Below are 15,517 nucleotides of genomic sequence, written 5' to 3' on the forward strand. Positions count from 1 at the left end.
AGAAAAAGCCACCATGAAGGTGGCTTTGTTCTTTGCAGCTGTTATTTCGGTACCGTGCCGGGGAGCAGACCAAGGTCCGGCCGCGTTCAGAAAATCACATCACTTGAACAACAAGCGCAGCGAATCCCATGCGCGGCCGAAGATGCCGGCCGGGCCCACCGATTCCAGTGCGATCACCGGCAGTTCGGTGACGACCTTGTCGTCGATCGTGACCTTCAGGGTACCGATCTTGGTGTTCTCTGCAATCGGTGCGATCAGTGGATCGTTGCGGTCCAGATGGGTCTTGACCTTGTCGGCGCTTCCCTTCGGAATGGTGATGTAGACATCATTCTTGAAGCCGACCTTGATCTTGCTTTGCGAACCCTTCCAGACGTCGGGCGTGTCCACCGGCTGGCCCTTGCCGTACAGCTTGACGGCGTCGAAGTTCTGGAAGCCCCAGTTCAGCAGCTTCTGGCTTTCCTGGGTGCGGACCTGATCCGAGACGGTGCCGATCACGACCGAGATCAGGCGGCGCTCGCCGTTGGCGACCGGGCGCTTGGCCGAGGTGATCAGCGAGTAGCCGGCGCTGCTGGTGTGGCCGGTCTTCATGCCGTCGACGGTCGGGTCCAGCCACAGCAGGCGGTTGCGGTTGGGCTGGGTGATGTTGTTGTAGGTGAATTTCTTGACCGAGTAATAGGTCTTGTAGAAATCAGGGAAATCGTTGATCAGGTTGCGGCACAGAATCGACAGGTCGCGCGCCGTCGTATAAGTGTCCGGGCTGGGCAGACCATGCGGATTGCTGAAGTGAGTGCCGGTCAGGCCCTGACGTTGCGCTTCGCGGTTCATCAGTTGCACGAACGCGTCTTCCGTGCCGGACACGGCTTCAGCCAGCGCCACGGCGGCGTCGTTGCCGGAGACCGAAATCAGGCCGTACAGCAGATTGTTGATCGAGACCGGCTTGTTCGGCTCGATGAACATCTTGGAGCTGCTCGGATCGACCTTCCAGGCGTTGACCGACACGCTGACTTCCTGCTCCAGGTTCAGGCGTTTGTCGCGCACGGCGGCGAAGGCCAGGTAGGCCGTCATCAGCTTGACCAGCGAGGCCGGTTCGACGCGTTGATCGGGATCTTGCGACGCCATCATCTGATTGCTCGATGCGTCCAGCAGCAGCCATGTCTTGGCGGCGATGGTCGGAGGCGGCAGTGTCTGAGCGGATGTCGAAAGTGCAGAAACGGAAAGGACGGTGGCGGCAAGTGCCGCAAGTATTTTTTTCATCGTTGGCAGTAAGAGACCAGCAGGGAAAACATCGGTGCTGTAGTTTGAAAAGAGAGGTGAGCGAACCGCGCGGAAGTCAGAAATCGGAGAGCCTGAAAGTGAATCCAGCATCAAGTCATTGCTTCATGGCTTTATTGCGTCAGCCGGGATTATAAACGACGCAAGTACCGCAGCGGGCCACAGCCGGAAGGGACTTCACCCCTTGAAGAACATTCCGGCCGCGTTCGCCGCCCGGCCTGCGAAGCTGACAAGTTGCTGTCGGAATTCGGAGTCAGACCGAAGCCGGGCGGCGATGCCACATTTCGACTACCAGGTTCTTGATATGTTGCAGCTTGCGGTGAAAAAAATGATCGGAGCCTGGAATCACGATCACCGGCAGTTCCTGCGGACGCGCCCAGTCGAGCACGGCTGTGAGCGGAATGGTGTCGTCCAGCTCGCCGTGGATCAGGATCGTGTTGGCCTGCGCCGGCGGCATCGGCCATTTGCCGGCAGCGGTGCCGACCAGCACCATGCGTTCGGCGGCGTTGTTGTCTTGCAGCAGACGCTGTTGCAACTGCGCCTGCACGAAAGTGCCGAAGGAAAATCCGCCCAGCGCCAGCGGCAGATCAGGATATTGCTGACGCATGTGTTGCAGCAGCAAGCCCATGTCGTCGGTTTCGCCGTGGCCGTGATCGTGTACGCCTTCCGACTTGCCGACGCCACGGAAATTCATGCGCACCGCGACATAGCCCAAGGCGAGAAAAGTGCGCGCAAGCGTCTGCGCGACCTTGTTATCCATGGTGCCGCCGTACAGCGGATGCGGATGGGCGACCAGCGCCAGGCCGACCGGGGTCGGGAATTGTTCGGCATCGGGCAGATCCAGCGCGCATTCGAGCTGGCCGACCGCGCCTGCGATCATGAAATTTTGCGTATGGGCGTTCATTGCGGCTAAAGACGATTCAGAGAGGGGATATCTGGTGGATACAGCAGCGGCTCAGATCTTGAGGCGCTCGACGATCTTGCCGCCGACGATATGCGAATCGATGATTTCATCGATGTCTTCATTGTCGACAAAGGTGTACCAGGTGCCTTGCGGATAGATCACCACCACCGGACCTTCTTCGCAGCGCTCCAGGCAGCCGGCCTTGTTGATGCGCACCTTGCCGTCGCCAGCCAGGCCGAGTTGCTTGATGCGCTTCTTGGCATGTTCCTGAGCGGCTTGTGCGCCCTTGTCGGCGCAACAAGTGCGCTCGCCGGGCTTGCGCTGGTTCAGGCAAAAGAAGACGTGGTGTTCGTAGAATGGTTGGTCGCTCATGGTCTGAGAGGAAATCCTGTAGCTCGTGATGGGATGGCGGCTGGCGGTCGGTTCACGCAATCTGGGGCCGGGTACAGGTGCTTGTACCAAGGCAAACTGGGCAAGCCCAGGCCGTGCCGCCGCGACAGGCCCCAATGATACACCCGGCTCATTTTTGTTTCCGGTGCACCGGATGGTATAAAAACCAGATCGCGAGGAAGGGCCAGAGTATCGACAGGAACTGCGCGGCGCCGTCGAAGTTCAGGAATTTTCCCTGGACCCAGGTCTGCAGCGTCGAGATGTAATACGGATTGGCCGGCACCGCGTTGGTGGTCAGCAGGCTCAGAATCAGCGCCAGCGCAGCGATGCGGCGCTGTACCGTGGGTGGGGCGAAACTCAGACCGATCAGCATCATGCCGCCGATCAGGATGCCGCCGAAGGCGCTCGGCGAGAGCCAGACGAAGGCGTTTTGCGGCGCGAAGAACAGCGCGCTGGCGAGCGACTTCACGGCGATGCAGTTGAGCAGATAAAGCAGCGCCAGCGTGCGGCGCGGCGCCAGCTTGCGCATCATCTGGATCAGCAGCAGCGAGGCGCCGGTCAGACCGCAGGCGCTGACGATCAGGTCGGTCAGCCAGTATTGCTCGGCGCTGAGCTGGGCGTGATTGAGCCACAACGTGGCCAGATCGATGGGCGTATCCAGCAGATCGGAAATCAGCGCCGATAGCGGCGGCACCACATGGCCGAGGCCGAACAGATGGTTTTGCGGGTAGATCAGCGCCAGCGGCCACAGCCCGGCCACCACCAGGCCGCGGCTGGCCTCGCGTGTAAACCATTGGCGGCGCAGGCCGAGCAGCTTGCCGTCCTGCAGAAAATAGCGGCAACTGCGCGCGCCCAGCAAGGCGCCGATCAGCGCGCCGCCGGCATTGGTCAGCAAATCCAGATTGGATGGCACGCGTGTCGGCAGATAGGTTTGTACCGCCTCCATGCAGCCCGAGAGCAGGGCGCCGCCCAGCGCCGCCAGCAATACCGCCCAGCCCGAACGTACCTTGGGGTAGAGCGCGAACACGCCCAGCAAGCCGAGCGGAATATAGCCGGCGATATTGGTCCAGATGTCGAAGCCGGTCCAGTAATAGGGAAAGCGCGAACCCAGATAATCGAAAGGCCCCAGCCCCATGTCGCGCCAGCCGCTGAAGGGATACCAACTGGCGTAGACGATCAGCAGCGCATACATCAGCAGGCTGACGCGCGCAAACGAAGATGCCACCGCACGCGGTGCATTGGGAGTGGTCGACGGGGGAGCGGGCGAGAGGGATGGCTGAGCTTCCATGCGGTCGAGGGTACCCGATTTCAGTCGGGGCTGCACCTTGCCTGCGGTCAACTTTGCGATGTCGCAGGCGGTCCGCGCCGGCGCCAAAGCCATTACAATGCGCGCTATGAATTCGAGCAAAACATCTGCCCAATCGTCGCTGACATTTCCCGCCACCTCGGCGGCGCGCATCGCCGAATTGATCGCGCGTTCCGGCAACGAACACGCCAAACACATTCTGGTCGAGGCGGTCGCCGAGACCGGATCGACCAATGCCGATCTGATGCGGCGTGTGCCACAGCTGACACAGCCGCAATTGCGCGTGGCCGATTGTCAGACCGCAGGGCGTGGCCGTGCCGGTCGTCCGTGGCGCACTTCGCCGGAGTCGGCGCTGACCTTTTCTCTGGCCTGGCGCTTCGCTCAACCGTTGAGCGCGCTGATGGGTTTGCCGCTGGCCGTCGGCGTGTCGGTGGCGGAGGCGCTCAAGGTATTCGGTGTGCCGGTGGAATTGAAATGGCCAAACGATGTCTTGCGCGGCGGCGCCAAGCTGGCCGGTATCCTGATCGAAACTGCAGCCGACGAGCGCGGGCACGCTGCAGATCAACATGCAAAGAAGGGCTGCTGGGCGGTGATCGGCATCGGCATCAATCTGGCCGCACCGGACGGTCTGGTGCAGGAACTGGGACGCGCCATCGGCGCTGCGCCCGAACTCGGCGGGCAGTCGCGCGAAACGGTGCTGGCGGTCTTCATGAGTGCACTCGCCGATACCCTGGTGCTGTTTGAAGAGCAAGGCTTCGCCGCCTTCGTCGAGCGCTGGCATGCCTTTCACTCTTACGCCGGAAAGCCGGTACGTATCCTCGACAATGGGCGCAGCGTGCATGAGGGCAGCGCGGTCGGGGTGGATGCCATGGGCCGCTTTCTGATGGATACCGCACAAGGCCGCGTCGCGGTGCTGGCCGGTGATCTGTCGCTGCGCTTGCAGGAGCCGGTCTGATGGAAAACGCAAAGTCGCCATCCATGCTGCTGATCGACGCCGGCAATACGCGCGTGAAATGGGCGGTGCCGGCATCTGTCCCGGAAGCAGCGCTGACATCGGCTTGCGCTGCTCGCTGGTTGCACACAGGGTCTGCCGAACGCGCCGCGCTGGCCGAGTTGGCGCAGCAATGGGCCGCCGCAGCGGAAAGCCTGAACCTGTCAAGGGTGGTGATTTCCAACGTCGCCGGGCCCGGCTTGCGCGATGCCCTGGATGCATTGTTGCGGCAGAGTCTGGGCGATGCGCTCAGGATTGAATGGTTTGCTTCGCAGCCAGAGTGCGCGGGTTTGCGCAACCGCTATCGCAATCCGGCGCAACTGGGCTGCGACCGTTTCGCTGCTGCTATCGGCGCGCGGGCCTTGTTCCCGGCGCAGGATTTGATCGTGGCGACCTGCGGCACCGCGACCACGGTCGACGCCGTCAGCGCCGACGGACGTTTCCTGGGAGGAATGATCTTGCCGGGGCTGGGCACCATGGCGACATCGCTGGCGCTGACCACCGCGCAACTGCCCCAGATTCATGAGATCGGCGCCCTGAGCGCACCGTTCGCGGACAACACCGTCGATGCCATCGTGGCAGGTTGCATTGCGGCCCAGGCCGGCGCGATAGAACGGGCGGTGGCGACGCAACTGGCATTGTCCGTAAAGCAAGCAGGCGGAGTCGCGGCGCAGGTGCGCTGCGTGCTGGCCGGCGGCGCCGGCGCCATCGTGGCGCCGTATCTGACGCTGCCCGGCGCGCAGTTGGAAAAAGTGGATAATCTGGTCTTGATCGGTTTGCACACGGTGGCGATGCAGACCGACTGAGCATGGACTGGTTCTGAGCTTCGGGCTGAGGAAGATAAAGGAAGGAAGGCAAGGCAATAGATGAAGCTGAAATTGTTTTTCTGGCTACTGTTGATCGGCAATGTGGTCGTGTTCGGCTTGCAGCGCGGCTATTTCGGCGCGACCGCGTCCGAGCGCCATGAGCCGCAGCGACTGACGCAGCAATTGCGTCCGGAGGCGCTGGCCATCCTGCCGCCCAATAGCGAAAAACTGGTGCCTGCCGCCCGCGCGGCCAATCCCGATGCCGTTGCTGCTGCTGCAACGGCCGGTGCTCCCGCCGCCGCTCCGGAGCTTGCGGCGGCAACGCCTACCAGCACGCCGGCAGCTCCGGCTAGCGCGGCAACGCCAGCCAATGCCGCAGCGCCGGCTGCCAAGCCCGAGCCGCCGCAACAGCAAGCCGGCGCCAAGGTGGAAACGGTGGCCTGCACTGAAGTCGGCAATTTCACTGCGCCTGACGCCAAGCGTTTCTCGGCGCAACTGGCGAGCCTGAATCTGGGCAACAAAATACAATTGAAGACCTTGCAGGATGTCACCAGCAACATGGTCTATATCGCGCCGCAGGACGGCAAGGACGGGGCCGAACGCCGCCTGGCCGAACTGAAGCGGCTCGGCATCAAGGACTTTTATGTAATACCGGATACCTTTCCCAACCCGGCCTTGCGCTGGGGCATTTCACTCGGCATTTTCAAGACCGAAGACGCCGCCAAGGCCTACGTCGGCCAGTTGATCGGCCAGGGCCTGCGCAGCGCGCGCATCATCGCGCGCCGTTCCGGCGCCGGCAAGCAGGCGTTTCAGTTGCGTGACATGACGCCGGCCAACCGCAGCGCGCTGGAAAATATCAAGCGCGGTTTTCCGGAGCAGGAAATTCGCAGCTGCGAAGTGGGCTGAGCTGCGGTTGACCTTCAGCTTGCAGGCCGCTCACGGCGCGACTGCGGGCGCCACCGGATCGCAATTTGAAATACGGGCGGAAACCCGGCCCGGCATTGAATTTGTCGCTGAACGCCCGGCACGATAAATTCAGCTTGCCGATACGGCAAATCCGCAACATTCGGCAACAATCGCGCCGCGCTTTCCATGTAAAATCGCGCTCATTCGTTTTTCTTCCGTACAGGACCCTCGCCATGACCACCGACCTCACCAACGTCTCGCCCCAGATCAAAGCTGAAATCCTGGCGGAGGCCTTGCCGTATATCCGCAAATTTCACGGCAAGACGATTGTCGTCAAGTACGGTGGCAACGCGATGACCGAAGAGCGTCTGAAGCACGGTTTCGCGCGCGATGTGATTCTGCTGAAACTGGTGGGCATGAACCCGGTGGTGGTCCACGGCGGCGGCCCGCAGATCGACAATGCGCTGAAGAAAATCGGCAAGCAGGGCACCTTCGTGCAAGGCATGCGGATCACCGACGAAGAAACGATGGAAGTGGTGGAGTGGGTGCTGGGCGGCGAAGTGCAGCAAGACATCGTGATGCTGATCAATCATTACGGCGGCCAGGCGGTGGGCCTGACCGGCAAGGACGGCGGTCTGATCCGCGCGCGCAAGATGCGCATGCCGGACAAGGAAAACCCAGGCCAGTTTCTGGACATCGGCTACGTCGGCGAGATCGAGGCGATCAACCCGGCGGTGGTCAAGGCGCTGCAGGACGACGCCTTCATTCCCATCATTTCGCCTATCGGCTTCGGCGACGATGGTCAGGCTTACAACATCAACGCCGACGTCGCGGCCGGCAAGATCGCTGAAATCCTGCATGCGGAAAAGCTGATCATGATGACCAACATCGCCGGCGTGCAAGACAAGCAGGGCAATCTGCTGACCGATCTGTCGGCGCGCGAGATCGACGAAATGTTTGCCGACGGCACCATCTCCGGCGGCATGCTGCCGAAGATTTCCTCGGCGCTGGACGCTGCCAAATCGGGCGTGAACACCGTGCACATCATCGACGGCCGCATCGAACACTCGCTGCTGCTGGAAGTGCTGACCGAACAGGCCTTCGGCACGATGATCCGCTCGCACTGATCTGAGGATCGAGCTTGGACGGCATGCTGCGTCCGCTCCGTCGAGTCAGGCGGGAAACATGAGGCAGGCGAGCCAGCTGCCGCAAGATAAAAAGGGATGAAGCAAATGCTTCATCCCTTTTTGTTTGCCCGCTGCAGTTCGTGTCGTGCCTCTTGATTTAGCCACGGAGGCTCAATAGATTTGCTCGACCTGATATCCACGCTGCCTGAGCAGTTCAGGCACGCCTTGCGGCCCGACCAGATGCAGGATGCCGATGGCGGCGAAGGCCTTGTCCTGCTGCTTCAGCAGGCGTGCGATGCCTTCCGCCAGCAAGGGATTGCGCTGATCAAGCAACACGCGGCGGGTGAAGCGGTCGGCGAAGGATTTATCCATGTCCAGCAGCAAGGCGGCCAAGGCTTTGCTATCTGCGGTGCGCCACAGCTCTATCAGTTCCAGCAGTTTGCGTCTGGAGCCCGGATCGTTCAGCTCATCCAGCGTGTCGCTGAGGAAGCGGCTCTCCTCTTCATCGCTCAATTGACTGAACAGGGTCATCTGCTGTTCGGCGCTTTCCAGCTCGATGACGGGTTTGCCGCGCTGGCGCATGTAGCCGGCCAGGTAGATATCGATGGCGGAGCTGGTCTGGTAGCCGTTGGCGGCGTATTCCTCCACCGTCAGCGTGGTCGCCAGCAGCCATGGCCGGAAGCGTTCGACGTTGGCGACCGGAATCTTGTATTGCGCCAGCGCCGCCAGCAGTGATTGCGTCACGGGGGGCGGCAGCGTGTCGCGAAAACTTTGTCCGTCAGGATAGAGACCGTGGCGCAGCATGGCGTCCTGCAGACCTTTGCCGTCATTTGGATTCAGTTCCAGGGCAATCACCGGCGCTTGCTGCAGCGCCTGCATCACGCGCGCTTCGAGTGGGTAAAAATCAGGTTTGCCGACGTGAATGGTGCCGAACAGATGTAACGTGTGCCGGCCGTCCGAGATCTTGTACAAGGCGCCGCGCGCGGGAAGTTTGCCGTTGCTCTGGGCGTAAGCGGGCGGCAGGCAAAGAAGGCTGGAGAACAGGCAGAGCAGGCACTTGAATATCACTATAATCTGGGGTCTTGCTTTACCGTTCACTGCTGGCCTTTCTTTGCCCGTTATTCATGGCGTCCAATACTACACCGCTCTGGCTGTTCGACCTCGACAACACGCTGCACGATGCGTCGCATGCGATTTTCCCCGCCATCAACGTCAACATGAATCGCTTCATGACGCGCGTGCTGGAGGAGGCCGGCGAGCAGGCTGACGTCGATACCGTCAACGCCCTGCGCCGGCATTACTGGAAGCTTTATGGTGCGACCTTGCTGGGCATGGTGCGCCACCATCGCGTGAGCATCGGCGAGTTTCTCGAAGAGGCACACAAGTTTGATGATCTGACCGGCATGATGCGCGCCGAACGCGGCATCGGCCGCTGGTTGCGCAGGTTGCCGGGCAAGAAGATTTTGCTGACCAATGCGCCCATTCTGTATGCGCGCCAGGTGCTTCGCCATCTGGGATTGCACCGGCATTTCTCACGTCACATCTCCATCGAATCCATGCACGTGCATCGCCAGTTGCGGCCCAAGCCTTCGCGTTCCATGTTGCGCAAATTGCTGGCGCGCGAGGGCGTCAGCGCGCGCCGTTGTGTGCTGGTGGAGGATACCGAGGTCAATCTGAAGTCGGCGCGCGAGCTTGGCGTGCGCACGGCATGGGTCACGCAGTATCTGCTGGGAGATGCACAGACGCCGAATGCCACAGCCTTGCAGCGTCGCAGCAAGCACCCGGCTTATGTCGATGTGAAGGTCAGATCGGTGCGCCATCTGGCGCGGCGCTTGCCGCAGCTGGGCGGGCGTTTGAAGTAAGTTGTTCTTGTGCTGGCGCTCAGTCGGCGCAATCCGCGCACCAACCCTTGATCGTCAATTCCACTTCATGGCTCTGAAAGCCTTTGCCCAAGGTCTTGCGTAGCGCGCTTTGCAGTTGCGCTGCGCTGGACTGGCGCTTGGTCGATTCCGGCAGGACGCTGGCGAGGAAATCCGCGCCGCCGCTGCCATCCAGACAAAATACCCGGGCGCAGCGCGTGCATTTGAAATGGCCATGCTGATGCTGCTGGCCGTGATCGTGCTGATGCGCATCGGCGTGATCGGTGCCGGCGCTGTAACGGAAGATGCGGTCGTCGCTGGAAATCTTGTGCGCCAGACCGGCATCGGTCAGGCAGTCCAGCGCGCGATACAGCGTGACGCGATCCATGTCGCCAAACTTATCCTGAATATCCTGATGCGACACGGCGCTGCGGGCGTTGAGCAGTGAGCCCAGCACGTTGATGCGCGCCTGCGTGACGCGTACGCCCGCATCGCGCAACTGCGCTTCTGCCAGCGCAGATGCGGAAGGGGCATCGTGCTTGTGGCCTGGCGTAGAAATTGGCTCTGCGGATTTGGCTTTCATGGCTGCTCGTGTCACTGATGGGCTGGTGTAGTTTGTGTGCGGCTGTTGCTGCGGTTCAGATGGAATGTGCCGGCTTGGCTTCGCCTGCTGCTGTGATGGATGCGATGACGAATGCGCTGTGCACGTGATCCACGATTATGCCGCAAATCGATGGGGCTCGTGATTTTGCCTGGCTCAGCCATGGCGCGCGTTCTTATTTGGACGGGCTTTTCTTGGCGCGCGGGTGAGCGGCGTCGTAAACCTGCGCCAGCCTCTGGAAGTCGAGCGCCGTGTAAACCTGGGTAGCGGTGATCGAGGCGTGGCCCAGCATCTCTTGCACCGCGCGCAGATCGCCTGAGCTTTGCAACACATGCGAGGCAAACGAGTGGCGCAGCATGTGCGGATGCACGTCGCTGGCCATGCCCACGGCCTGGCCGTGGGCTTTCAGCCGCAATTGCGCCACCCGCGGCGACATGCGCGTGCCGCGCTCGGTCAGAAACAGCGCCGGCTGCTCCGGGGATTCTGTCTTGATCAGGGTTTCGCGCACCGCCAGCCAGTTGGCGATGGCTTCGCGCGCGGGCGCGCCGATCGGAATGCTGCGCATCTTGTTGCCTTTGCCGGTGACAAAGGCTTCACCGCTGCTGAGGTCGATCCAGCTGACGGAGTGATAACCGGCCTCCTGCACGTAGCGCACGTCCAGCGAGGTCAACTCGGAAACGCGCAGGCCGCTGGAATACAGCAGTTCGAACATGGCGCGGTTGCAGCGCTGCATGGGCGCTGCGGCATCCTTGACAGGGTTGGCTTGCGATACCAGATGGATGGCATCGTCCGCCGCCAGCGCCTTGGGCAGCGGCTTGCTCTTCTTGGGAGATTTGACGCCGTCGACCGGGTTGGACTTGAGCGGCATCTGTTCCGACAGCCACTCGAAGAAGCCGCGCCAGGCCGACAGTTTGCGCGCGATGGAGCGTGGGCCGAGGCCGCGGCTGTGCAATTGCGCGGCGAATTTGCGTATCTGGAAATGAGTGACGGCACTGAAATCAGGCTCGGTGGCGGATGATGCTTGAACCGAGTCTGCTTGCTTCATCAGCTCCAGCAGCTCCGTCAGATCGCGCCCATAGTTGACGACCGTATGCGCCGATAGCTTGCGTTGAGTCTGCAAGCTATCGAGATAGGCGCTCAGCAGATCAGATGGCTTGGTTGTCACGTATATGCATGGTTGCGGGTCTAAGAGCTTGGTGTTGATCAGCGTCAGTGCAGCAGGCAGGCCAGGGCTGCGCTGGCTGTTTCGCCGATGCGCGACAGAAAATCGGTACCCATGTCCGAGGTGAAGCGGGTCGGATCAGGCGAACCCAGCACCAGCAGACCGAAGGCTTCAGGAGCGGCACCGACGCGCAGCGCCAGAATCGCAACCGATTTGACCGAGGCCGCGTCTTCCAGCCAGGACACGGTTTCGAAATCATTATTGGGACCGCAGAATGGTGCGTTCAGACCATTCGAGAAAATGCGTGCATCGTCGGAGACGGCCGAGGTGAACCAGGCATCGGCATGTTTCTCGGCGACGTTCCAGGCGCGCAGGGTGACCTGCGGTACATGGAAAATCTCTTTCAGGCCTTCGACCAGCAAGCGCGGCAGATCGGCATCGTTGCGCGCCAGCAGCAGGGCGCGGGTCCAGGCCTGGAATTTGTTGGTGATCTCGTCATTTTCTTGCGCGATGCGCAGCAGATCGGCCATGTGCAGCTCCTGCACCTTGATCTTTTCGCGCAGGATTTCCATTTGCCGCTCTTGCAGCGAAACCGCGCGGCCCATGACTGGGCTGGTCAACTTGATGGTCGATAGCAGTTCGGCATGTTCCTCAAAGAAGTGAGGATGGTCCAGCAGATATTCAGCGATCGAGTCGGAATCGAGTTGAGTGGTCATTGGCAGTTTGATTGATATGAGTCGGGAGAGGGCGCTGGCAGGATTTTGCTGAGAAAGCAAATCGACGGCGGGCAGCGCTCAGGCATCGCGAGATTATCTACGCTATCCCCTGCGAAGACAATGGCTGACAGTGCGGCAAGAGCAGACTGGCGCTTAGCAAAACAGATTGACCAATGAAAACGGGCTTGCATGATTGCTCATGCAAGCCCGAATCATTCAACTTAAGTTTTGATGCCCGGCATTTTCATGCCGGATGTCAAAGCCTTAAATTAGAACTTGTGACGGATACCAACTGCGACTGCAGTTTGGCTAGCGTCAGCACTACCTGTGACTGCGTTACCAGTTGCATCGCCGAACACGCCGCTGTTGGCCATGTCGGAAGCACGTGTGCTAGCAACGAAAGCGTACAGGTCAGTACGCTTCGACAGCCAGTAGTCGGTGCCCAGGCTCAGTTGAGTCAGCTTGCCCTTGGAGGACGAGTTGAAGTCAGCACGAGTATGAGTCACAGCTGCCAGCAGTTTCAGAGAAGGCGACAGTGCGTATGCAGTACCGATTTCGTAGACGTCAGCCTTGTTGGCGGCGCCCAGAGTTTTCGAAGAAAACGCTGTTGGGGAAGCTGTGTTCAGATCTTGTTTGACGCGCGAATAGTTAGCATACACGCGTGCAGGACCGAACTGATAGCTGGCCACAACGTTCAGGCCCTTGTAGGCCGAGCTACCAACGTTGGTGGTTGCCGAGGCAGCCGAGATCAACGATGTATCCGAAGGAGTTGCGCCTTGCTTCGATTGGTAGTAGTTCAAACCCAGACCCAGAGGACCGTTTTCGTACTTACCGCCGATGCCGAACGATTGGCCAGCCGAAGTTTGACCAGCTGTTTCGCCGAAACCGTACATCAGGTTACCGGTGAAACCACCCAGGTTGTTGGTAGTGTAGCTAACGGAGTTGTTAGTACGTGTACCTTCCAGGCGATCCAGATTGTGACCGACAGCGCCAGTGATGCCGCCGAAGTCATTAACCGAAGTCATTGCGCTGATAGTGTCAGCGAAGTCGGTTTGACGACCCAGCAACACGGTACCGAAACCGCCTGCCAGACCAACCACCGATTTACGACGGAACAGGTTAGTCGAACCGGCATCTTGGCCGTTCAGAGCACCGTTGTCGTTGTTGAAGCCGGTTTCCAGATTGAACACAGCCTTCAGACCGCCGCCCAGATCTTCAACGCCCTTGAAGCCGATACGCGAACCTTGGATGATGCCCGAGTTCAGACCGAACTTGCTGCCAGTAGTGTTGTTGCCTGTATTGACAGCCTTGCTTGTGTACACAACGCCAGTATCAACGATACCGTAGATAGTAACGGAGCTTTGTGCTTGAGCAGCACCTGCGAACGCGCCGAGAACGGCCAGTGCCAGCAGAGATTTTTTCATTTGACATCCTTCTATAAAAATAGTCTTGAGGATCCGTACTTCTAGTCGGATGGTGAGACATTAAGGGTTCTCATCTGGCATGGCGGCAGATTGGTCGTCTGAGGCTTGGAATTTTGGTTGAAAAGGTAAAACTCCTCCCCTTGTGTTGTTTTTTTCAAACGCTTTACCCGCTTTGCGCACCGGGAGAGTCATTTTCTTGTTGAAGTTGCTTTTCGTAATCACAAGCGAGACGCATAGACTCGTGTTGTTAAAAGGTTTCGTTTTTGGCCTTGATGGCGCTTCATTTAAAAAAATATGATTTGTAGTGCATAATTTTGGTTTTCTGATCGGATCGTGGATAGCTGATGGCAAATCGAGAGGATCTGGCAATTATTCGCGCGGCCCGCGCAGGGCAGGCGCAAGCGCAACTGACCCTGGGGCAGCGTTATCTGTTCGGCGGCAATGGGCTGCCGCAAAGTCTGGCGACCGCGTTTCACTGGCTGGAGCGCGCTGCGCGTCAAGACGTCGCTGATGCCTGGATGTTGATCGCTCAGCACATTCCTTATGAAATAGTGCTGCCCTTGGCCAGACCACAGGATGCGGCGCTTTGGTATGAGCGTGCCTTCGATGCCGGTCTAAAGAAGGCCGGTCTGGTGTTCGCCCGTCTGGTTTTGGGTAATGCCGCTTTGTTGACGGCCGAGCTGAGAAAGAAGGCCGTGCGCGCTCTGGAGGTGGTGGCCAAGGACGGCAACGCCGATGCGCAATGGTTGCTGGCGCAACAGGTTCAGGGCAGCGCAGCTGCACCGGCTGCGAATCAGGTCGCACCCGTGGCCGCTACCAGATCTGACGCTCCGTATGTAAAGAAAGTCTCGCCTGATTCTTCGGCGACTTCCTCCTTTTCTGCGATTGAATCTCCGGAAAGCCAGGCACAACAATGGACGCAAAAGGCGGCCGATGCAGGAATCGAGCAGGCGCGTCATGCACTGGCTGAGATGGCGTGGGAAAAAGAAGATCGCACCGCATTTCTGAAAAGCGCCGCGCCTCTGGCCGACAATCTGCTGGAGCAGTACGAGCCCCTGATTGCTCAACTCAACGGGCCGTCAGACATGCTTGCGCGCAATCTGGGCGGTCAAAATACCGTGTTGCTGGTGCGTCTGGCGCAAGTTCTCCAAGAACAAGAGCAAGAGCAAGAGAAAGCCGATCTGCTCAAGGCTCAGCAATTATTGGAATTGGCTGCCTGCGCCGACGACCGTGGCGCGCAATTGGCCCTGGGCCTGCTATACGCCCGTATGGATCCGCATGGTGAACGCATCTTTGCCGGCCAGGGATCCGCCAATTACAAGAAGGCAATTCGCTGGCTGACGCTGGCCGGAGAGCGCGGTATGGCTGCAGCCTGGTTTGCGCTGTCGCGTATTTATCTAAAGCCTGAATTTTCGCAGCGCAATCTGACCGACGTGCAGCATTATCTGGAGCGCGCGGCGGAAATGGGCCATGTTGAGGCGCAACTTGAATGCGGCATGAGCGCCTGGCGTAACCGGCGCGACGATCCCGCCAACGACGTACGCGCGGTCTACTGGCTGCAAAAGGCGGCTACGCATGGCAATGTCGAGGCGCAAACGCTGCTGGGCAAGATTGCCGATCGCCCGGGGCCGGCTGCGTGGGCCGTCAATGCCAAGCAGCAGCTGACGCGTGAGATGATCAATGCCCATCCTTTTCTGGCGGCGCGCATAGAACTGGCAATCATGTTCGGTCTCAGCCGTCCGGAAGCCTTGCTGATCGACCTCAAGCAGGCCGATTGCGGGCATTGCCTGCTGGTGGATATCCGTACGCAATACGCCCGCAGCAAGCGGCGCCTCATATTAATAGAGACCGGCGAAGAGCGCGCCGCGCTCAATCGCGTCGGCCGTCTGTTCGAAGATGTGGATTGTGGCCAGACCGGCCCGGAGGGAAATTACCGGCAGCGCTTGTACCGTTTGCGCACCGTGTTGCCGGCCGCCGCTGCGGATGAGCTTTCAAGCATTCAGGAGGGCGCCTCGCAGGACGAGGAGACCCCGGTCTAGAAGGGGCCCGGCGG

At 60.1% G+C, this 15,517-nt stretch carries 15 protein-coding genes; 6 read left to right on the top strand and 9 right to left on the bottom strand.

Annotation, left to right across the window (positions count from 1 at the left end; genetic code table 11):
• Window positions 1–99: 99 nt before the first annotated feature.
• The 4 genes from PQR62_RS08210 to PQR62_RS08225 form a co-directional block, all read right to left on the bottom strand.
• Entirely contained in the window at window positions 100–1,254 is a 1,155-nt protein-coding gene (locus PQR62_RS08210) for a D-alanyl-D-alanine carboxypeptidase family protein (protein ID WP_408156666.1), read from the bottom strand.
• Window positions 1,255–1,525: 271 nt separating this feature from the next.
• Window positions 1,526–2,176, bottom strand: a complete 651-nt coding sequence (locus tag PQR62_RS08215; RefSeq protein ID WP_408156669.1) for an alpha/beta hydrolase — start codon at window positions 2,174–2,176, stop codon at window positions 1,526–1,528.
• A gap of 51 nt (window positions 2,177–2,227) precedes the next feature.
• Window positions 2,228–2,548, bottom strand: coding sequence for a (2Fe-2S) ferredoxin domain-containing protein (locus tag PQR62_RS08220; protein WP_408156671.1), 321 nt, complete (start codon window positions 2,546–2,548; stop codon window positions 2,228–2,230).
• A 148-nt stretch (window positions 2,549–2,696) separates the two neighbouring features.
• The gene (locus PQR62_RS08225) at window positions 2,697–3,854 is read right to left on the bottom strand and encodes a VanZ family protein (protein ID WP_408156878.1); all 1,158 of its coding nucleotides are present in this window, start codon (window positions 3,852–3,854) and stop codon (window positions 2,697–2,699) included.
• A 97-nt stretch (window positions 3,855–3,951) separates the two neighbouring features.
• Here PQR62_RS08225 and PQR62_RS08230 point away from each other — a divergent pair, with 97 nt between their 5' ends.
• The 4 genes from PQR62_RS08230 (at window position 3,952) to argB (ending at window position 7,702) form a co-directional block, all read left to right on the top strand.
• Window positions 3,952–4,827 carry a biotin--[acetyl-CoA-carboxylase] ligase gene (locus tag PQR62_RS08230; RefSeq protein ID WP_408156673.1) on the top strand — a complete coding sequence of 292 codons (876 nt, stop codon included), beginning with the start codon at window positions 3,952–3,954 and terminating at the stop codon, window positions 4,825–4,827.
• Window positions 4,827–5,669, top strand: coding sequence for a type III pantothenate kinase (locus PQR62_RS08235; RefSeq protein WP_408156675.1), 843 nt, complete (start codon window positions 4,827–4,829; stop codon window positions 5,667–5,669). The genes PQR62_RS08230 and PQR62_RS08235 overlap by 1 nt, the downstream gene beginning before the upstream one ends.
• Window positions 5,670–5,729: 60 nt before the next feature.
• Window positions 5,730–6,575 (top strand): hypothetical protein, encoded by an 846-nt coding sequence (locus PQR62_RS08240; protein WP_408156677.1) that lies wholly within the window; start codon window positions 5,730–5,732, stop codon window positions 6,573–6,575.
• A gap of 233 nt (window positions 6,576–6,808) precedes the next feature.
• Window positions 6,809–7,702, top strand: coding sequence for an acetylglutamate kinase (gene argB, locus PQR62_RS08245; protein WP_408156680.1), 894 nt, complete (start codon window positions 6,809–6,811; stop codon window positions 7,700–7,702).
• Window positions 7,703–7,873: 171 nt separating this feature from the next.
• Here the strand turns inward: argB and PQR62_RS08250 are convergent, their stop codons facing one another.
• Complete coding sequence (locus tag PQR62_RS08250) at window positions 7,874–8,770, bottom strand: TraB/GumN family protein (RefSeq protein WP_408156682.1); 897 nt, start codon at window positions 8,768–8,770, stop codon at window positions 7,874–7,876.
• A 56-nt stretch (window positions 8,771–8,826) separates the two neighbouring features.
• Here PQR62_RS08250 and PQR62_RS08255 point away from each other — a divergent pair, with 56 nt between their 5' ends.
• A complete protein-coding gene (locus tag PQR62_RS08255; RefSeq protein WP_408156684.1) occupies window positions 8,827–9,564 on the top strand; it encodes a pyrimidine 5'-nucleotidase in 738 nt (245 codons plus the stop codon).
• A gap of 19 nt (window positions 9,565–9,583) precedes the next feature.
• Here PQR62_RS08255 and PQR62_RS08260 read toward each other — a convergent pair whose 3' ends face one another.
• The 4 genes from PQR62_RS08260 to PQR62_RS08275 all read right to left on the bottom strand — a co-directional run bounded on the left by PQR62_RS08260 (window position 9,584) and on the right by PQR62_RS08275 (window position 13,464).
• Entirely contained in the window at window positions 9,584–10,144 is a 561-nt protein-coding gene (locus PQR62_RS08260) for a Fur family transcriptional regulator (protein WP_408156686.1), read from the bottom strand.
• A gap of 193 nt (window positions 10,145–10,337) precedes the next feature.
• Window positions 10,338–11,327, bottom strand: coding sequence for a tyrosine recombinase XerC (locus PQR62_RS08265; RefSeq protein ID WP_408156688.1), 990 nt, complete (start codon window positions 11,325–11,327; stop codon window positions 10,338–10,340).
• 44 nt (window positions 11,328–11,371) lie between these two features.
• Complete coding sequence (locus PQR62_RS08270) at window positions 11,372–12,040, bottom strand: DUF484 family protein (RefSeq protein WP_408156690.1); 669 nt, start codon at window positions 12,038–12,040, stop codon at window positions 11,372–11,374.
• Window positions 12,041–12,309: 269 nt separating this feature from the next.
• The gene (locus PQR62_RS08275; RefSeq protein WP_408156692.1) at window positions 12,310–13,464 is read right to left on the bottom strand and encodes a porin; all 1,155 of its coding nucleotides are present in this window, start codon (window positions 13,462–13,464) and stop codon (window positions 12,310–12,312) included.
• Window positions 13,465–13,808: 344 nt separating this feature from the next.
• Here PQR62_RS08275 and PQR62_RS08280 point away from each other — a divergent pair, with 344 nt between their 5' ends.
• Window positions 13,809–15,503, top strand: coding sequence for a tetratricopeptide repeat protein (locus PQR62_RS08280; RefSeq protein WP_408156694.1), 1,695 nt, complete (start codon window positions 13,809–13,811; stop codon window positions 15,501–15,503).
• Window positions 15,504–15,517: the final 14 nt, after the last annotated feature.

It is taken from the genome of Herbaspirillum lusitanum (genome assembly GCF_046025995.1).
In the GTDB taxonomy this organism is placed as follows: domain Bacteria; phylum Pseudomonadota; class Gammaproteobacteria; order Burkholderiales; family Burkholderiaceae_D; genus Herbaspirillum; species Herbaspirillum lusitanum_A.